The sequence below is a fragment of the Mycobacterium sp. 852013-50091_SCH5140682 genome (assembly GCF_001665685.1).
GTDB lineage: Bacteria > Actinomycetota > Actinomycetes > Mycobacteriales > Mycobacteriaceae > Mycobacterium.
On the sequence record NZ_LZTB01000101.1, the window covers coordinates 70683 to 89518 of the forward strand.

18 protein-coding genes are annotated in these 18836 nt (G+C 67.5%); 5 read left to right on the forward strand and 13 right to left on the reverse strand.

Features of this window, described 5'->3' with window-relative positions; translation table 11 throughout:
- Positions 1-27: 27 nt before the first annotated feature.
- The 5 genes from A5784_RS26635 to A5784_RS39700 form a co-directional block, all read right to left on the reverse strand.
- Positions 28-1137, reverse strand: coding sequence for a GGDEF domain-containing protein (locus A5784_RS26635; RefSeq protein WP_064947868.1), 1110 nt, complete (start codon positions 1135-1137; stop codon positions 28-30).
- 131 nt (positions 1138-1268) lie between these two features.
- Complete coding sequence (locus A5784_RS26640) at positions 1269-2192, reverse strand: fumarylacetoacetate hydrolase family protein (protein WP_064947869.1); 924 nt, start codon at positions 2190-2192, stop codon at positions 1269-1271.
- A gap of 25 nt (positions 2193-2217) precedes the next feature.
- Complete coding sequence (locus tag A5784_RS26645) at positions 2218-3711, reverse strand: FAD-binding oxidoreductase (protein WP_064947870.1); 1494 nt, start codon at positions 3709-3711, stop codon at positions 2218-2220.
- A gap of 21 nt (positions 3712-3732) precedes the next feature.
- A complete protein-coding gene (locus A5784_RS26650) occupies positions 3733-4905 on the reverse strand; it encodes an esterase family protein (RefSeq protein WP_064947871.1) in 1173 nt (390 codons plus the stop codon).
- A gap of 134 nt (positions 4906-5039) precedes the next feature.
- Positions 5040-5168: a hypothetical protein gene (locus A5784_RS39700; RefSeq protein WP_286159441.1), complete on the reverse strand. Its 129-nt coding sequence runs from the start codon at positions 5166-5168 to the stop codon at positions 5040-5042.
- Positions 5169-5468: 300 nt separating this feature from the next.
- Between A5784_RS39700 and A5784_RS26655 the strand changes: the two genes are divergently transcribed.
- Positions 5469-6884: an APC family permease gene (locus A5784_RS26655; protein ID WP_197514882.1), complete on the forward strand. Its 1416-nt coding sequence runs from the start codon at positions 5469-5471 to the stop codon at positions 6882-6884.
- A 12-nt stretch (positions 6885-6896) separates the two neighbouring features.
- Here the strand turns inward: A5784_RS26655 and A5784_RS26660 are convergent, their stop codons facing one another.
- Positions 6897-7784, reverse strand: coding sequence for an LLM class flavin-dependent oxidoreductase (locus tag A5784_RS26660; protein ID WP_064947873.1), 888 nt, complete (start codon positions 7782-7784; stop codon positions 6897-6899).
- Positions 7785-7814: 30 nt separating this feature from the next.
- On the opposite strand from A5784_RS26660, the gene A5784_RS26665 reads away from it, so the two are divergent.
- The gene (locus A5784_RS26665) at positions 7815-8918 is read left to right on the forward strand and encodes an FAD-dependent oxidoreductase (RefSeq protein ID WP_064947874.1); all 1104 of its coding nucleotides are present in this window, start codon (positions 7815-7817) and stop codon (positions 8916-8918) included.
- A gap of 33 nt (positions 8919-8951) precedes the next feature.
- On the opposite strand, the gene A5784_RS26670 is transcribed toward A5784_RS26665, so the two are convergent.
- Positions 8952-9803 carry a helix-turn-helix domain-containing protein gene (locus tag A5784_RS26670; RefSeq protein WP_064947875.1) on the reverse strand — a complete coding sequence of 284 codons (852 nt, stop codon included), beginning with the start codon at positions 9801-9803 and terminating at the stop codon, positions 8952-8954.
- Positions 9804-9878: 75 nt separating this feature from the next.
- Between A5784_RS26670 and A5784_RS26675 the strand changes: the two genes are divergently transcribed.
- A complete protein-coding gene (locus A5784_RS26675; RefSeq protein WP_064947894.1) occupies positions 9879-10568 on the forward strand; it encodes a class I SAM-dependent methyltransferase in 690 nt (229 codons plus the stop codon).
- Here A5784_RS26675 and A5784_RS26680 read toward each other — a convergent pair.
- Together A5784_RS26680 and A5784_RS26685 are read right to left on the reverse strand one after the other, a co-directional pair.
- Positions 10565-12481 (reverse strand): CocE/NonD family hydrolase, encoded by a 1917-nt coding sequence (locus A5784_RS26680; RefSeq protein WP_082945081.1) that lies wholly within the window; start codon positions 12479-12481, stop codon positions 10565-10567. The two genes, A5784_RS26675 and A5784_RS26680, sit on opposite strands and share 4 nt — an antisense overlap.
- A gap of 65 nt (positions 12482-12546) precedes the next feature.
- Positions 12547-13464 (reverse strand): LysR substrate-binding domain-containing protein, encoded by a 918-nt coding sequence (locus A5784_RS26685; protein ID WP_064947877.1) that lies wholly within the window; start codon positions 13462-13464, stop codon positions 12547-12549.
- 76 nt (positions 13465-13540) lie between these two features.
- Between A5784_RS26685 and A5784_RS26690 the strand changes: the two genes are divergently transcribed.
- The gene (locus A5784_RS26690; RefSeq protein ID WP_064947878.1) at positions 13541-14305 is read left to right on the forward strand and encodes an SDR family oxidoreductase; all 765 of its coding nucleotides are present in this window, start codon (positions 13541-13543) and stop codon (positions 14303-14305) included.
- 8 nt (positions 14306-14313) lie between these two features.
- Here A5784_RS26690 and A5784_RS26695 read toward each other — a convergent pair whose 3' ends face one another.
- On the reverse strand, positions 14314-14751 hold the full coding sequence (locus A5784_RS26695) for a DUF4383 domain-containing protein (protein ID WP_064947879.1): 438 nt from the start codon (positions 14749-14751) through the stop codon (positions 14314-14316).
- A 40-nt stretch (positions 14752-14791) separates the two neighbouring features.
- The gene (locus A5784_RS26700; RefSeq protein ID WP_064947880.1) at positions 14792-16339 is read right to left on the reverse strand and encodes an acyl-CoA carboxylase subunit beta; all 1548 of its coding nucleotides are present in this window, start codon (positions 16337-16339) and stop codon (positions 14792-14794) included.
- 50 nt (positions 16340-16389) lie between these two features.
- Between A5784_RS26700 and A5784_RS26705 the strand changes: the two genes are divergently transcribed.
- Positions 16390-16821 (forward strand): PPOX class F420-dependent oxidoreductase, encoded by a 432-nt coding sequence (locus A5784_RS26705; protein ID WP_064947881.1) that lies wholly within the window; start codon positions 16390-16392, stop codon positions 16819-16821.
- A 1-nt stretch (position 16822) separates the two neighbouring features.
- Here the strand turns inward: A5784_RS26705 and lipE are convergent, their stop codons facing one another.
- Together lipE and A5784_RS26715 are read right to left on the reverse strand one after the other, a co-directional pair.
- Positions 16823-18052 carry a lipase LipE gene (gene lipE, locus A5784_RS26710; protein WP_064947882.1) on the reverse strand — a complete coding sequence of 410 codons (1230 nt, stop codon included), beginning with the start codon at positions 18050-18052 and terminating at the stop codon, positions 16823-16825.
- Between the two features lie 31 nt (positions 18053-18083).
- Positions 18084-18569 (reverse strand): peroxynitrite isomerase, encoded by a 486-nt coding sequence (locus A5784_RS26715; RefSeq protein ID WP_064947883.1) that lies wholly within the window; start codon positions 18567-18569, stop codon positions 18084-18086.
- Positions 18570-18836: the final 267 nt, after the last annotated feature.

Genomic DNA, 18836 nt, shown 5'->3' on the forward strand with positions numbered 1-18836 from the left:
GGCAGCGGCGGGCGGTCGGGACCCGGCTTACGAGCGGTCTGCTTCGGCTGCCGCCGCAGGTTGCAGATCGACGTAGTGGCAGACCTGGTTACCGCCGGCATTTTTGGCCGCGTACATCGCCAGGTCGGCGGCGTCGATGACGTCGTCGAGGAACTGCGATGCGTGTGAGGCGTCGGCAGCATCGACTGCAGCGCTGGCGCTACCGACACTGGCGGTGGTCGGGAAGGGGATGGCTGCAATCGCCCGGCAGATTCGCTCGGCGAGTTCGTTGGGGCGCGGTGTGCGATGGATGTCGGCGACGACGAACTCCTCGCCCCCGAGCCGTCCGATCACCGATGCCGCCGGGCAGTTCTCCCGCAGGGCGGCGCCGACCCGGGCCAGCGCCCGGTCCCCGTGCGCATGTCCCCACGTGTCGTTGAGCAGTTTGAAGTTGTCCAGGTCGATCACGAGGATCACCAGGTGGGCCCCGGCGGCCTGCTGGCGCACCAGGCCCTGGACCGATCGGTAGAAGGCGCGCCGGGTGTGCAGGCCGGTCAGTGGATCGTGGTCGGACACAGTGAGATCCGAACGCAGCGTGTGCACCAGCGACCGGATGCCGAACGGCACGCCGATGTTGAGCGCGGCGACCGTCAGCGTGGCGGCGGCGGCCAGGGCGATGTCGCCGGTGTCCGTGATGAGGCGGAACGCGAAGACGGCGGAGCACAGCGCGCACACCACGAAGTTGCCGATGACGTAGCGCAGGGTGTGAAAGTAGGCGATGAACCCGCCGAGCACCGCGAAGACCACGCAACCCATCAGCGCCGAGTACGGGTTGGACAGCGTCGCGCAGCCGAGGCCGGTCAGCCCGCTTGCCGCCAGTAGGAACAGCGAGGACTGTCCTCGGGTCGGCCAGTGCACGAGCCACACCATGGCACCGAGAAATCCGAGTACTGCGGTACCCACCGCGATCGCCCTGGAGATCGCATGATCGGGACCGTTGGGGCTCCAGAGCATCAACAGTGGAAGCGCCGCGAGCACCGAGGTGTACAGGGCGGTCACCCACTGCCAGCGGCGCCGCAGGCCCCGATCATGTATGTAGGTGCTGAGCCAGTCGAACTGGTGAAGCTGCTGCGGCGCCCCGTTCACCCCACGAGCCATGATTCCTCACACCTCCGCATGTGCGGGAATGTACGACATTTCACGTACCGTAGTGGGCGATACGTGAGGTTCGCCAGCTACCGTCCAGCTGGGTGTTTCTCAAGGCTGAGTGGACCGACGGGCCCCGTTGGCTACGCCGGTGTGCCCGCTTGGCCGATGACGTGCTCGATCTCGCCGATGCCGTCGAGTCGAAGGGTGAGGGTGTCGCCCTCCCGTAGCCAGTTCCCGGTCTCCATGCCGCTGCCGCCGGGTAGCGTCCCGGTCGCGAAAAGCTCGCCGGGCAGGAGTTGCTCGCTGCGCGACGCGTGCGCGAGCACCTCGCCGAGTGTGTGCTGCATCCCCGCGCTGCAGACCGTACTGACCACAGACCCGTTGATCGCCACGGAGCCCGTGATTGCGTCGACGCGAGGCAGGATCTCATCAGCGGTGACGGCGGTGTCCGACATCGAACTGGCGAAGTGCTTGGACTTCTGCGGCCCGAGCCCGCTCGTCATCTCTGCTCGTTGCACATCTCGGGCGCTGAAGTCGTTGAGCACCACGAACGCTCCGATCGCTGCGGTGGCCTCGGCCGGGGTCGCATCCAACAGTGGGGCGGACAGGACGAATCCGAGCTCGAGCTCGAAGTCGAGCGCGCGTGAATAGCTGGGCATGGGCATCGGCGTACCGGTCGGCACGAAGGTCTGCGCGTTGGACATGTAGTAGATCGGCTGCCGGTAGAACAGCGGTTTGGGTTTGAACTGCGGCACGGGGCGCCCGGTCACGCGCTCGTAGAGCGCGGTGACGCGGTGCAGTCCCGGGTGGAACCGTTCGATCAGACCGCGGGCCGCGTCGATGTTGTGCTGCTCATAAAGCATGAAGTCGCGGAACGACAGCGGTTGAAACGGCAGCAGATGCTCGCTGTGCAGCAGCTGGCGGTCGGCGGCCGCCTGCTCCCAGGCGGCGTCGAACACCCTGCCGCCGAGCGCGGTGCTCTCCGCCAATGCGGTCCAATTACCTTCGGCGTCAGCGGATTCGAGCTGCAGCCCGGTATCGGTGCGGATCCGTCGTAGTTTCATCGTGCTCCGTCGGTCTTGGGTCTGGTCACTGCGCGCCCAACGCAGAGTAGATCAGGCCGGAAGGGTCGTAGTGCGAACGAATGGTGTTGAGCCGATCCAGGTTGTGCTCGAAGTAGCGGGCTGCCGGCATGCCGGCTTCGACATAGTTGACGTACCCGCCGACCGAGGCCGTCTGCACCGCTTGGTGTGCGTCGCGCAGCCAGCCCGAGGCCGACTCGACGGCGTCGGGTGACGACGGTTCCGTGTACCACTGCACACATGCGGCTTGCCGCCGCCACGGGAATGCGGTGGCGTCCGGTGCCATATCGGTGATCGCACCGTCAAGGGATTCGATGACGGCGGTCGCGGCGCCGGCGTCTTTCGGCCACGCGGACATTGCGGCGACGACGGATTCGGCAGCGGGGTGGGTCATTTCCGCGATGATGTCCGAACCCGCGACGAAGGACCGGGGCCGGGTCGCGTCGCTGCCGCCTTCGAAATAGTGGACGAAGTCCATATGCCCAAGGGTCTGGGTTCGCGTGCTCACCGGTGCCGTGCCGATCGCGGCGACCAGGGCTGAGGCCGATTGGTCGCCGGTGCGGGCGGGAGTCGCCAGCACAATGGTGCACTGCAGCTCGGGGCCCGGACCCGAGGTCAGGTTGAGCATGCCCCACGTCTCGCGCTGGGCCGTGCCCAGCCAGTCGTGCCATCCGTAGATCACTTGCGCTGCAGCAGATTCCGGAAACACCAGCGTGACGACGTCCCGGTCGGCCGTAGCGAAGGTGCGGAACGTGAACGAGGTGACGACGCCGCACCCGCCGCCCCCTCCGCGCAGTGCCCACAACAGGTCGGGGTGCTCATCGGACGACGCGGTGACCGTGTCTGCACCGGGAACGACAACGGTCGCCGACACCAGGCTGTCGCACGTCAGTCCGTAGCGCCGGGCGTCCGCTCCGAGCCCGCCGCCCAGCGTGAGGCCCGCGACCCCGACGCTCGGGCAACTTCCGGTCGGGATGGACCGGCTGTGCTCGGCGAGCGCGCTCTGCACCGCGTCGAGATCGACGGCGGCCGCGACCGTGACCAGGCCTGAGCCGTCGTCGTAGTCGATGGTGCGGGGGAGCCCGCGCAGGTCGATGACCATCGCTCCCGACGTTGCCGAGGCGCCGACATAGGAGTGCCCACCGCTGCGGGGCGCGATCTTGATGGCGTGCGCAGCGGCGAAGGCCACCGCCTTCGACACGTCGCTCGCCGAGCCGGCGGCGACCACCGCCACCGGCGTGGAATCGGCGAATCGGGTATTGAAAATGCCTTTGGCAGAACCGAACTGCGGATCGTCAGGCAGGATGACGTGGCCGTCGAGCGAACCGGCCAATGTGCTCCAGTCCGGCGGCGACGCGGTTGTCGTCGTCGTTGTGCCCGGTGCCGTCGTGGCACTGGCGGGCTTCGACGGGCTCGCGTCGCGGCATGCTCCCAGCACTGCGGCCGAGGCGACGCCGAGCGCGCCACGCAGGAAAGCGTGGCGCGAGATCTCGGGTGTCATGCCCGGGCCGGTGGCAGTCGATTACCGGGGATACGCCGCGGGTATCGGCGCCACCGCCGCCGGCACCTGCGCGGCCTGAGGCACCTGGGCCACCGCACCGGGCACCTGCGCAGCCCCGGGCACCGGAGCAGCTCCGGGGACGGGTGCCGCCCCGGGGACGGGAGCCGCACCTGGTACCTGCGCAGCATCAGGCGCGGGGGCCGGGGCCGGCGGCGGGACACCGACGCCGAGGACCCTGAGCAGGTCGGGCTTCATCTGCTGCAACTGAGCGCCCCAGTAGCCCCAGCTGTGAGTGCCGTTGGGCGGGAAGTTGAAGATCGCGTTGTGGCCTCCGGCGGCCTGGTAGCGCTTCTGGAACTCCTTGTTGGAATCCACGGTGATGTTCTCCAGGAACTGTGCGCTGTACATCTGGCCGAAGCCGCCGCCCGCCGAGTCGAGGTCGGAGGAAATGCCGTTGCCGCAATACACCCACACCGCGGTGTTGTTGGCGACCAGTTGCCCGACATTGACCATCGGGTCGTTGCGCCGCCAAGCCGGATCGTTGGCCGTACCCCACATGTCGGTGGAGTTGTAGCCGCCGGCATCCTTCATCGCGAATCCGATCATGGTGGGCCACAACCCCTGCGACGGGTTCAGGAAGCCGGACAGTGCGCCGGCGAAGATGAACTGTGCCGGGTGCCAGATGGCCAGCGTCAGTGCCGCACCGCCGGACATCGACAGCCCGACGACGGCGTTGGCGGTCGGCCGGATGCCGCGGTTGGCGGCCAGCCAGGCCGGGAGCTCCTGGGTGAGGAACGTTTCCCACTTGTAGGTGGTGGTGCCCGAGTTGCCCGCCGCCGGTCGGTACCAGTCGGTGTAGAAACTGGATTGTCCGCCGACCGGCATGACCACGGCCAGCCCCGACTGGTAGTACCACTCGAACGCCGCGGTGTTGATGTCCCAGCCGCTCTCGTCGTCCTGGGCGCGCAGGCCGTCCAACAGATATAGCGCGGGCGTGCCGCCGGCACTGGCCGGACCGCCGCCGGGCTGGAACGAAACCTTGATGTTGCGCCCCATCGACGGCGACGGGACCTCGAGTTGTTCGACCGGCAAGCCCTTGCGTGAGTAGGCCGACGCAGGCTGCGCTCCGGCCACACTCAGCAGTGCCGACACCAACAACGTCGCGCTTGCGGTGGCCGCCAGCCGCCATACCATTCGGCCCAAAAACCTCCCCGTCACATCGGCAAGCTAACAACGCAGCCTGTGATCCCCGTGCGGCCGCGCCCGGCGTAACCCGGCTGTTATCAAGGCGTTTCGATGTCGATGCACACCGGTGAGCTGCGATGGCCCTACAGCCGCAGCATCTCGCGTTGCATCTCCGCGCGCTCCAGGTAGCTGAAGCGCGACGGGTAACGACGCCGGGAGCGGGAAGCACCAACAGGGGCTTTCCGGTGCAGCAGTGCGTAAATTGTGGTCATCGGGGGTCCCTCTCTTGCCGGGATTCCGATATCAACGCCCTTTTCGCAGCACAGATTCCGGGCGGCCGCTGCGACTGCGGACGACGCCCTCGCCCCGAACCTGGACGGTTGCTGTGAAGTTGCCAAAAGCGCGTGCGCGTTACGCGGGGGAGTTGACTGATAAGGCGATTCGGCGAGCCTGACAGTGCAATACTCGGTCACCTGGTGTGCCACGACAGACACACCGCGGAGCTTCGCCGATGTGTCTAAGGTGCGTTGGGCGAGCAGAAAAACACATCGGCTGGGTGGAAGGTGATCACTGTGGCGCAAGGCGAACAGCTGACTACAGGAGTCGGATCGCCACATCTGTCCCGATCGCTCGGCATGTGGGCGATCGTCGGTCTCGGCCTCGGCTACATGACCCCGATGACGGTATTCGATACGTTCGGCCTCGTCTCGGAGGCGACGAACTCGGTGGTCCCGCTCGCCTACCTGGTGGCGCTGGTGGCCATGGTGTTCACGGCCATCAGCTACGGCCGGATGACCCGGGTTTACCCGTCGGCGGGTTCGGCGTTCACCTACACCTCCGAAGTCATCCACCCGAACGCCGGATTCCTGGTCGGCTGGTCGTCGCTGCTCGACTACCTGCTGCTGCCCATGGTCAACGCGGTCATCGGCCGCATCTACTTCGAATCGTTCTTCCCGGACGCGCCGTCGTGGGTGTTCGTCGTGGTCTACGTCGGCGTGATCACGGCATTCAACCTGTGGAGCATCAAGGGAACTTCGCGCGTCAACGGCATCCTCGTGGTGTTCCAAACCGTGCTGATCGGTGTGTTCATCGTGTTGGCGTGGTTGTCGCTACGGCACGGCATGGGCGCGGGCACGGCGCTGACCCTCGATCCGCTGTACCACGCGGGTGTCGACATGTCGGCTGTCATCACCGGCGCCACCGTGGTGTGCTTCTCGTTCATCGGGTTCGACGCGATCACGATGTACAGCGAGGAAGCGAAGACCCCGAACACCGTGCCGAAGGCGATCGTCTTGGCCCTGTTGATCGGCGGCGCGATCTTCTTCGTGGCGGCCTGGTTCAGTCAGGCGGTCTTCCCCAACCTGGACGGCTTCGAGGTCACCGACGACACGCTGCCCGAGATGGCGCTGAAGGTGGGTGGCCAGTTCTTCAAGATCCTGTTCACCTCGGCCGCGCTGGCCGCCATGGTCGCATCGAGCCTGTCGTCGCACGCGAGCGTGTCGCGCATGATCTACGTCATGGCCCGCAACGGAAAGGGCCGGATCTCGAAGTACCTGGCATACATCCACCCGACCTTCCTGACCCCGGCCCATGCCGTCATCATCGTCGGCGTCGTGTCGTTGCTGGCCATCAAGTTCACCCTCGAATTCGCCTCGGCGATGATCAATTTCGGTGCCCTCATCGCCTTCACCTTCGTGAACCTGACGGTGATCGTCTACTTCGCGTTCCGGCTCAAGCAGCGACGAACGCCGAAGGAGATCTTCATCAACATCGTGCTGCCGTTCGTCGGCATGTGCATGACCTTGGTGCTGTGGTCGAAGCTGCACATCCAGGCGCTCGAATACGGTGCCATCTGGTTCACCATCGGCCTCATCCTGCTCGTGTACCTGACCCGTGGCTTCCGGCAACCGATGACGATGAGGATCGAGGAAGAGACGCTCGCCGAGGAGGGCACCCCGGTGCCGCACATCAAGCACGGCGACGAGTGACCGACACTGCGCTCAAATCCCTTGGTCCACCGCCGAATCGATCCGCGAGGTGACTTCACCGCACACCGCGACGAACTCCGTCATGGTGTCGACGGCGCCGAGCGGCTGCAGTACCGGCGTGCTCAGCCCGGCGTCCAGGTACGGCTTGAGGCCCGCGGCGATATCCGTTGCCGCGCCGCCGACTCCGTAACCGTCTTCGGGTGCCAGCCCGGATGTGGCAGCCTTGCGGGCCAGTTGGTCAGCGGCATCTTCACCCGGCGCACACGCGATGAATCCCACGGTGTCGAACGGGTCGGTGCGGCCCGCGCGACCGGCGGCCACATGCGCGAGCGCGGCGCCCACCGACGTGCGGGTGTGGCTGCTGTCCAGGATCACGCCGTCGGCGATCTCGCCGGCCAGCCGCAAGGTCTTCACTCCCGTTCCGCCGATCAGCACCGGAAGTTGTTGTGGCGGTGCGTAATCAAGTGCAACTTCGGACAGCTGGACGTAACGCCCGGCCACAGTGACGGTTTCGCCTGCGAACAGGGCACGCAACGCCAGCACGTATTCGCGCAGCAGGGTCATCGGTGAGGCGACCGCAGCGCCGGCCTGTCGCATCCAGTCCTGCACGCCGTGCCCGACGCCGATCCTGATGCGCCCGGGGAACATTGCTTCGAGGGTGGCGAACTCCATCGCCGTGCTCACCACGTTGCGCAGCGGGGCCGGGATCAACCCCACGCCGACGACGAGGCGTTCCGACGCGGACAGTGCGACGGCAGCCTGAGCGACGCCGCCCTGCTGGAAGCAGTCCTCCCAGAGCCATAATTCGTCGGCACCGGCCGCATCGGCCGCGGCGGCGACCGTGCGCAGGCTCGCGGGCGGGAAATCGGGTCGGAACACGGCGCCTGTGCGGATACTCATGGTCCCAACCCTACGGATAGCGTGACTGCCATGGGCCGCAGACGGGTCGTCATCGCCGGGCTGGGCGACACGGGTGTTCTCACGGCGATCCGGCTCGCGCGTCAGGCCGACGTGGTCGGGATATCGGTCAAACCGGGGTTGGTCAGTGGGCAGGAACTCGGAGTGCGGTTGGCTCGGCCGGACGACTGGGCTCGTGACTACTGGATCGGCTTCGACCGGTTTCGCGGCCTCGACCGGGTTCGCACCGTGCACGGCACCCTCACCGGGATGGACCTCGCCGGCCGAACCGTTCAGGTGGCGCGGGCGGACGGCGTGCCGAGCACCGAACCATACGACGCGCTGGTCATCGCGACCGGTGTCAGCAACGGTTTCTGGCGTCGACCGACACTGCAATCGACCGGTGAGGTCGGCGCCGAGCTGCAGGCCGCCCACGAGCGGCTGGCCGCCTCCGACTCGGTCGTCGTGGTCGGTGGCGGCGCCGCCGCGGTGAGCGCCGCAGCCAATGTCGCCCGGGCCTGGCCCGACAAGCACGTCGCGCTGTACTTCCCCGGCGAGCGCGCACTGCCGGGACACCACCGGCGAACGTGGACGCGGGTGCAGCGCCGTCTCGCCGATGCCGGAGTGAGGCTGCACCCGGGGCACCGCGCCGTCGTGCCGCCGATCTGCGACGAGATCACCAGCGGCCCGGTCGCTTTCGCCAGCGGTCAGCCAGCGGTGCACGCCGACGCGGTGCTCTGGGCGATCGGTGCGGTGCGGCCGAACACCGGTTGGCTACCCGCCGAGTTGCTCGACGCACACGGCTTCGTCCGCGTCACCCCGGACCTGCGGGTGCCCGGGCATCGTGAGGTGTTCGCGATCGGCGACGTCGCCGCCACCGACCCGCTGCGATCGTCGGCACGCAACCGCGCCGACGGCTTGTTGGCCCGAAACATCCTCGCCGAGTTCGCCGCTCGTCCCTTGCGGGAGTACCGGCCGCCGCAGGCCCGGTGGGGTTCGGTGCTCGGCGCGCAGCCCGATGGGCTGGAGGTGTTCGCCCCGACCGGCCACGCCTTCCGGTTCCCGGCGTGGTCGGTGCGGCACATCGTGCAGCCGTGGATCGTGCGACGCGGCATCTATCGCGGCGTGCGGGACTGACGCGTCGTCGACTGGCCACTCGGCAGCGCTACGTCAATGAGAACGGCGCCACTCCCGTGGCGCGGCGCCGTGGGTGGCCCGGAACTGGCGGCTGAAGTACCCGGGGTCGGTCAGCCCGACCCGGGCGGCGATCTCGGCTACCGGCAGGTCGGTATCGGTGAGCAATTTCCGCGCCCGTGCCATACGGCGCTCGATGATCCATTCGCCGACCGTGCGTCCGGTGCGGCGACGCACCAGTGTGGTGAGGTGGCCCGGGGTCAAGCCGACCGCGTCGGCGACGTCGCGCAGCGACAGGGGCTCACCGATGCGGCGGTCGATAACGTCGAACACCTCGGCGAGCAAGGGTTCGCCGTTGCGGCGCAGATCGCCCACCACGTCGCCGGCCAGCCGCGCCAGGTCGATCAGCATCAGCGTCAGATACGCCAGAGCCGCCTGCCGGTAGCCGTCCCGCCGGCCGTCGAGCTCGTCCTCGATCGATCGGATCATGCTGTCCCACATGGATTTCCGGTCCGGTGGAACAGTCAGCTGGAGCAGGCCGCCGGACCGGCCGTGGAGGAACGGGAACAGCAGTGGATGGGATAGCCAGGACGGCCACGGCGAGCGGCCGTCGCTGCCGAGCGCGTCGGGATCGAAGAACACACCGGCCCCCTCGTCCGAAGAGCTCACGCTCGACGGGTCGATCACCGCGCCGGTCGCGACGACGGACACCACCCCGGCGGCCGGCTCGTACCAGAGGACGGGGAAGTCATGGATGTGCGGGCCGTGTGCCGTCACCTCGGACCGCACGCCGCGCAGCACGGCAACCGGCGGCTGGTCCGGCATGGCGTGGTATTCGAACACCGGCACGCCGTCGCGGCGGTGGGCGAGGCGCGCAACCTCGGGCATGTGACCAAAGATAGTCCAGGTATTGCGAAGAATCTCCCAACATCGCCTGTCGCATCAGGGTCCACCATGGAGGACATGACCGAGCATCGTCCGCATCATCTGAGTCAGCATCTTCTGACCAATCGGCACGACTACCTGCCCGCGGCCGGCCATGACCTGCTGCTGCCCGGCTACGACCTGCTGACCCGGCTGCTGGGTATGGGGCGCGTGTACGACGCCCTGGTCGACCAGGCCGACCTCGGGGCCGGGCAGCGAGTGGTCGAGATCGGTTGCGGTACTGGAAACCTCACCACCCGCGTCAAACGGGCCTACCCGGCGGTGGACATCGTCGGAACCGATCCTGATCCGCGGGCTTTGGCCCGCGCACAGCGAAAGGCCAAGGGGATGACCGGTATTCGGTTCGAGCATGCCTATGCGCAGGATCTGCCGTTCGAGGTGGGTGAGTTCGACCGGGCTTTGTCGTCGATGATGCTGCATCACCTCGATGAGGACACCAAGTCCGCGGCGGTGGCAGAGCTGTTCCGGGTGCTGCGGCCCGGCGGTCGACTCGACATCGTCGATATCGGCGGCGACGCCGGTGGCGCCCACGGGCTGGCTGCGCGATGGATCCAGCATGATCACCACGTCGCCGGCAATCTCGGTGACGCAATCCCGCGGCTGCTCACTGCAGCGGGCTTCGACTGCACCGTCGTCAGGACCCAGCCCCATCGCGTGATGGGCGCCCTGACCTTCTACCGCGCGACGCGGCCCGGCTCGGAGCGTTAGCCGAACACCGCCGGATCGGCCAGCGGGATCACGATCTGCGACGGCGATTCCCCGCCCTGTCGCACCTGGTAGACCCCGCCGGTCAGGGCGCGGCGGGCCGGCCTGGTCGGCACCAGGTGGGGAAAGTCGTAGGTGGTCAGGGTCAGCCGCAACCGATGACCGGGTTCGATCAACGCAGCGGTGGGGAACACCTCGAGGTCGTAGCGCGTCAACTGGCCCGGCTCCACCGGAACGACGGCGGCCCGGGTGCTGACGTGGTGGGGGCGCAGCACTCTGCCGTCGGGCAGGTACCACGTCTTGTCGGGATCGAGCGTGCGGTGCGAACCCAGCAGAGCGCCCTCGGTCAGTGGACGGCTCACGCCGTCGGGGGACACGTCGTCCAGGTACCCCACCCACAGCGTCTCCGTCGTGCTGGCCCGCGCATACACCGTCAGCGCCACCGGGCCCGCCACCAGCTGCGGCGTCTCGAACGCGGTCGTGGTGTAGGTCAGTGCTTCCCGGTGAGGTTTGCTGTTGTCCAGGTCGTAGCGGATACGCCTGCCGGTCTGGGACACCATGAAGCTGCCCATCCCGAGGCTCCACTGCTCCAGGCTGCGCCCCGAGATCGGCCCGCGGGTGGTGTAGCGGAGCGTCGCCTCGGTCACGTCCGGATCGGCGTCGGTCTGCAGGGCGCCGCCCTCGGAGAGGAAGAACGCAGTGGGTGTGGCCTCGGGGAACGGGTATTCGCTGCTGTGGTACCACTGCGGGCTGCCGATCGCCTGAAATCTCAGCGGCGCGCCGGTGACCGCCGCGTCCTCGGAGTCTTTGAGCCACCGGTCGAACCAGCGCAACTGAAGGGCGTGCAGATGCAGGCCGTCCAGGTCGGACACGTGGTACCAGGGGCCCATCATGAGCTGGATGCGCTCTGAGGTCGGCTGCCCCGGCTGCATGGGCGCGTCGGCGGGCCGGCCCGCAACGGTGTTCTGCAGGGCGGCGTAATTGAGCGGGGCCCCGCGCTGGAACGCGTCGTGCCATCCGCCGACCAGGAACACGGCCACGTCGTTCTCGACGATCTTCGGCAGTACGTCACTGGCTCGCATGCTGTCCCAGAACGGGCCGTCGAACGCGGTGTCCCCGCCGGAGGCCGCGTCGGCGGTCATCGTCTTGAAGTACTGCCGCTGGTCGCGTCCGCGTTGGCGCACCCCGGCCAGCCCGCCGGCCCGCGGCCGCTCGTGCGGCCCGCGGTTGGCGAACTCCAACGTCGGATTGACCACATTGAGCAGCGAATACACCGCGCCGTAGGCCCGCACGGTGCGCATGTGCGGCACCCCGCCCATGGTGACCACGTCGCGATAGAAGTCGTTGGCGGCCATCACCGGGAAGATCGCCTTGAGCGGCGAACCCGGGCCGACCGCAGCCGCGGTCAGCAACTGGTTGATCGCGAGATAGGAGATGCCGAACATGCCGACGCGACCGTTGGAATTCGGCAGCTGCGCGGCCCAGTTGACCAGGTCCACGCCATCGGTGACCTGCTCGGCACCCAGCATCTCGAACGACCCGCCCGACACCCCGGTGCCGCGGACGTCGGCCATCACCTCGATGTAGCCGCGCCGGATCAGATACGGGGTGGCGCCGCCGCCGATCTGCGCGGCCGGTGGCGGCGCCTTCTTGCCGTAGGGCGTGATGGACAGCAGAACCGGGAACGGGCCAGGAGCAGGTTCGCCGGTCTCGGGGATGGTCGGGTAGTGAATGTCGACCCGGAGCACGGTGCCGTCGCGCACGGTGACCGGGACGTTGTGGTGCACGCCGACGCCGTAGCTCGCAGGTTTCGGCGTCCACGGTGGCTCGAGCGGTGACGGGCTGGTTTTGCGCGTGCGTGCCGCTGCCCAGCCGGCTATCGCTCTTTCCCGCACAGCCTGTAACCGGTTCGCCATTCGCGTCTCCCTTGACGTCGTGCCGACTATTTAGACGGTATGCCAGCAAACTCACGCCTCCGCCATCACCCCACGGTCTGGCGGACCGCCGATCGCACCAACGCGCGCAGCCACTGGTGGCGCCGGTCGTCATCGAAGGCCGGATGCCAGACCATGCGGTACGGCATCGTCGCGATCTCGGCCGGCGCATCCAGCACCACGAGCGCATCCGGCGTTGCGAACGCGCCGGTGAGCTGTCGCGGCAGCGTGGCCACCAGATCGGTGCCGGGCAAGAACTGCAAGGCCGCGGCGTGGTAGGCAACCGTGACCGCGGCATTGCGGATCACGCCCAGTTTCGCGAGGGGAAGGTCGACGTCGGGTTGTCCACCGTCGTGCACATCCACGATGACGTGTTGGGCATCCCGATAGTCGCGCAGTGTGATTCCGCCTGCATCGGCCAGCGGGTGGTCGGCAGCAACCACGCACACGAAGCGCTCGACGAACAGCTGCTCGGCGCGCAGCTCGTCGGTCGTCTGGCCGCCGTAGAGGCCCAGATCGATCGTCGAGTTGCGGATCTGATCTGTCACCCCTTCGCGGCGCCAGCTGTGGAAACGCACCGGGGCTAGCGGTGCCTGGCGCATCACCTCCCGGCAGATCGCAGAGCCGAACGCCTGCACGGCATAGTCGGTGCCGGCAACATTCACCGGTCGCGACGAGCTTGCGGGATCGAATTGATCGGGGGCGAAAAGGGCTTCGAGCGCAGGGAGCACCACATCGAGTTGGGCCTGGATGGCCTCGGCGCGTGAGGTCAGCCGGTAGCCCGCGGCGTCGCGGATCAGCAGCGGATCGTCGAGCAGCCGCCGCAGCCGGTGCAGGGCACGGCTCATGGCGGGCTGGCTCAAGCCGACACGTGTGGCCGCTCGTGACACCTGCCGTTCCTCCAGCAGCGCCACCAGCGGAGGTATGAGGTTGAGATCCGCGCGCTCGATATGCGTGGTGTGCATATTCTCCATCGTAAAGATGCATATGACTTATTGCTGGTGTCCTGGAACGCTGGCTGTCAGACAGGAAGGCAGCCACATGCAGATCTCCGGCAACACCATCTTCATCCCCGGCTCGACGAGCGGCATCGGCCTGGCGCTGGCATTGGCCTTGCAGGCCAAGGGCAACACCGTCATCGTCGGCGGCAGGCGCACCGAGCTGCTCGACGAGATCGCCACCGAGCACCCCGAACTCGATACCGTGCAGATCGACACGACCGACCCGGAGAGCATCCGGGCCGCTGCCGACACCGTGCTGGGCAAGCACCCCGAACTCAACGTCGTGATCGCCATGGCCGGCGTCATGGCCGTCGAGGACTGGCACGATCCCGAATCGTTCCTGGCCTCAGCCGAACACGTGATCACCACGAATGTGCTTGGGCCCATTCGACTTATCGCCGCGTTCATCGAACATCTGCAAGCACAGCAGGACGCGACGATCGTCACGGTGTCCTCGGGCCTCGCGTTCGCTCCGCTGCGCGCCACGCCGAGCTACAACGCCTCCAAGGCCGCCGTGCACATCCTCACCGAGTCGGTGCGCCTGCAGTTGGCCGACACCAGCGTCAAACTCGTCGAACTCGTGCCGCCCTCGGTGGCTACCGACCTGCTGCCGGGCCAGCGGGAAAGCAGCTTCGCGATGCCGCTCGACGAATTCGTCAGCGAGGTCGTCGGCCTACTGGAAACCCAGCCTGATGCCAAGGAGATTCAGGTCGAGCGGGTGAAGTTCCTGCGGTACGGCGAGGCCCGCGGCGACTACGACCAGGTGGTTGCCACGCTCAATAACGCTGACCCGCACGGACATTGAGCATGGGGTCACGGTTTCTGGCGCAGGTCTGCCAGTGAGTTGCGCAGGCCTCCGTCGAGCCGGATCTGTACTGCCGCAACGGCGAGCATGACGGCCGCGGTGATCATGTGCACGACGGCGTCGGTGGTGTTGTTCGGGAAGCTGAACACGAAGGCGACCTGGTTGGAGAAGAACGCCCAGATACCCGGCAGGGCACCGGCGACCGCCGCCAGCAGCAGGTACAGCACCGCCCATGACTTCCGTAGGCAGAACACCAGACCGGGACCGAACAGGGCGAGACCCGCGACGGCGTGCCAGCCGTTGTAATCCATCCCCATGATCTGCACGGTGGGGGCACCGGGGCCGGTGGCGAAACTGGGCTCGGCGATGAATCCGACGACCGCCTGGGCCACGTGGAACAGGGCGATCACCAAAAGTCCCCACTGTGCAAAGCTCCATTGCTTCACTCTTCGGACGCTACGTCTACTACAGCGTGTAGTCAACGCCCTACCAGGTATCGACGAACCTTCTGGTGGCCGCGGGCCGGGGGCGCTGGGCGGCCGCCGCCAATGTCGCAGCGATCAGCGTGCGGGTTTCTGCCGGGTCGATGACGTCGTCGATCTCGAACATCGACGCCGAGTTGAGCGCCCGCGCGTTTCGTTCGGCAGCCGCGGTCGCCGCTTGCACCGCCCGCTCCCGCTCGTCGTCGTCGGCGATGGCTTCCAACTCCTTGTGCAGGCCGAGGCGGACCGCGCCCTCCAGCCCCATGGGGCCCAGATGCGCGCCCGGCCAGGCCACGGTCAGCAGTGGCTCATGCAGGCTCCCGCCGCACATCGCTTGTGCGCCAAGACCGTAACCCCGCCGCAGGATCACGGCCACCATCGGCACCGTGAGTGCTGCCCCGGCCACCAACAGTCGTGACCCGCGCCGCACCAGGGCTTCCGCTTCGGCAGCCGGGCCGACCATGTATCCCGGACAGTCCACGAGCGACACCACCGGCACGCCGAATGCGTTGCACAACTGGAGGAATCGCGCCGCTTTGTCCGAAGCCGCCGCGGTGATGGCACCCGCCTTCACCATGGTGTTGTTCGCGATGATGCCCACCGGTCTGCCGTCGATGCGGGCAAGTGCCGTCACCATCTCCGGTGCGAACTTCTCCCGCAGGAAGGTCACGGAGCCACCATCGGCCAGTGTCTCGATGATCGGGCCGATCGGATAGGCCCGCCTGGCGCGCTCGGGAACCATTGTGCGCAAGGCATTTTGGTCCGCTGCGGCACCCGATGCGGCCGGGCCGGCGAAGTACCCCAGGAGTGTGCGGGTGACGGCGACGGCCTGCGCCTCGTCGGGCACCACGACGTCGACGACGCCATTGGGCGCCTGCACCGAGATCGGCCCCACCTCGTCGGGCGCGACATCGCCGAGGCCGCCACCGGCGATCATCGCAGGGCCACCCATCCCGATCGAGCTGTTCTCGGTGGCGACGATCAGATCGGCGGCCCCGGCGATCACCGCGTTGCCTGCGAAGCACCGGCCGTTGACCACCGCGATCCGGGGCACCACACCGGACAGCGCGGCCCACAACGCGAATGCCTTGACCTCCAGGGATGACACTGTCGGATAGTCGGTGTCGCCCGGCCGGCCGCCGCCCCCCTCGGCGAAGAACACCGTCGGCAGCTGCATCCGTTCGATGAGCTCGAAGAGCCTGTCCTTCTTGCGGTGTCCGAGTGCGCCCTGGGTTCCGGCGAGCACGGTGTAGTCGTAGGACAGCACCGCGCATGCGGCGCCGTCGATGCGGGCGGTACCGGCGACCAACCCGTCAGCCGGGGTACGGGCGATGAGGTCGTCGAGATCGCGACGCTGACGTTGCGCGGCGATGGCGAAGCGGCCGTACTCGACGAACGACCCGGGGTCGACGAGGTCGTCGATGTTCTCCCGCGCCGTGCGCGCACCGCCGTCGTGACGACGGGTCACCGCGTCAGGTCGCGCGGCGTCCTGGGTCAGAGCCCGGCGGCGCAGCAGCTCGGCAAGGTCGTCGCGCAGCGGTTCGTCGGACATGTGTCGTCTCCCTTGGAATATGTGCAACTGATCACGGGTTGCCCCTCGTTGTGACCGATACTGCGTTCGATCCGCGTGACCTGTTGGCCGAGGCCCGGCTGGGTGTACTCGCCACCATTAAAGCCAACGGAATGCCGCAGCTGTCTCCGGTGACGCCGTATTACGACCGTGACGCGGACGTGGTCTATGTGTCGATCAGGGCGGGGCTGGCCAAGACCGCCAACCTGCGCCGCGATCCCCGCGCGGTCATCGAGGTCACCCGCGACGACCGGTGGGCCTGGGCAACCGCCGAAGGCTCGGTGACCCTGACCGGCCCTGGTTCGGATCCGCACGGCCCCGAGGTCGAGGCGCTGGTCGACTACTACCGCGCGGCGGCGGGTGAACACCCCGACTGGGATGAATACCGTGAGGCAATGGTGTCGGATCAGCGCATCCTGATGGCGCTGTCCGTGGAGAAGGTGTACGGCCAGCGGCTGCGCTGACTCAGCTGATCTCGGAGGCGATGCGGTCGAGCACGGCCGGATAGCGGTTGGCCTCGCGATGGCCGCCGGGCTTGCCGCTGCTGACGATTGCCGCGGACAGCGAACGCGCCGGGTCCGCCCACACCGCGATATCGACAAGGCCGGTGTGCCCGAACGCCGACTCGGTGTTCTTCCCGAACGGCCCGAACCGTTTGCCGCCGAGCATGTAACCGGTGCCCCAGCGCATCGGCTTGAGGCCGGTCGCCACGTCCGGTCGCATCCGCCGGGCCGGTTTGATTGCGGCACGCAGCGTTTCCGGCCGCATGATCCGTACCCCGTCCAGTTCGCCTCCGCGACGCAAGATTTCGGCGAAGCGGGACAGCTCGTCGGCGTTGGAGACAGTGCTGGAGGACGGCACGACGCTGGTGAGGAACAGGGGCGTGTTGCTCAACGGGATGATCCGGTCCAGGGTGCCGCCGACGGCGGCCCGGAAAGCCGCGGCGATCGGAGGCGGGAGCGGCTTGCCGGTGGGATGGCTCGGCGCCACCAGTGAAACCTCCTCGGGCGCAACACCGTAATTGGTCCAGCGGAACCCGAGGGGATCGAGGATGTCCTCGGCGAGAATGTCTCGGATGTTGCGGCCGGTGGCGGCCTGGACGATTTCGCGGACCAGCGGGCCCCACGTCAGTCCGTGATAGATGTGCACCAGCCCGGGCCGGTACACGGGCTTGAGGTTCCCCAGTTGCTCACGGGTGTACTCGCTGTCGTTGACCCTCGTGACGTCCGGACGCGGACCGGTGTGGATCGGCACCCCCGCACTGTGGGTGATGACGTGCCGGATGGTGGTCCGGTCCTTGCCGTGGCTGGTGTAGGTCGGCAGATAGTCGCAGACCCGGTCATCGAGCGAGAAGCATCCGCGTTCGACGAGCATGTGCACGACTGTCGTGCTGATGGCTTTGGCCGCCGAATACACGCAGAACGGCGTGTCGGTGCGGACGGGGATCTTCTCGGCATCGGGCAGGTCGTCGGGGCCGTTGCCCCAGCCGTGGCCGATCGCGCGATTGAGGATCACTTTGCCGTTGCGCCGCAGGCACACCTGAATCGCCGGGTGCATGCCGGCGCGATACCAGTGCTGCACCGACTGCCAGATCCGCTCGACAGCCTGCGGGTCGATCTCCGAGTGATCCTCGTCCGCGACGTCGGTGACCGCGTCGAGGTCCGTGGGTACTGCGATTCTGCCGTCGGCACTCACGCGCGATCCGCCTTCGCTACTCGCTGTCCGCTCACTTTTGGGCCCTCTTCAACGTCGCCGCCAGATGATGCTGCAGCGGTTGGCCCACCGCACCCATACGCAGGGTGTAGGCGAGCTCGTCGCCGGATACCTTGATCGAACGCGACAGTGCCGTAACGCTTTTGGCGGTCGTACTGAGCCCGATGTTGGTCGCGGTCAACTCCATCTCGATGGTGTCGCCGATGACTGCCAGCGAACCTTCCTGGATCTCGGTGATGCCTGTGGGATGGGCGAGGATCCATTCCACCCGACCCGGTGCGGGCAGTCGGAGATAGCCGGTTTCGGCGTGCAGCGGACGACCGTCGGCACGCGATTTCGTGCGTTGGCCGTAGGTCAGGAACGGCTTACCGACGTGGCCGAAGGTGATTTCCTCGGCGTAGTCGAACGACTCGATGGTGGGGTACTCGCCGGCACCTGGCCCGGACCAGGTGCCCAGCAGCGGAGCCAAGGCCGCGACGTCGGGATGCAGATCAACCACGGTCGCCAGAGTACGGACCGCCGGTGCGGCGGCCTATCCGCTCAGGCGTCGGGTGCGCTCTGCGCCACCCAGGGATCGGGTCTGTCCGCCCGTGGCGACGGCACCCTTCGGCCTACGGCCGGTCGCCATCTATTGGCGGACAACAACTTTGGTAAATGTGGTCGCATTGGTCACTATGGCCACAGAGCACGGTTTCTTGTCGGTGGGTCGAACTAGTGTTCGGGTATGGAGTCGGAGGTCGCCGCCACACTCGACGCGTTACGCGCG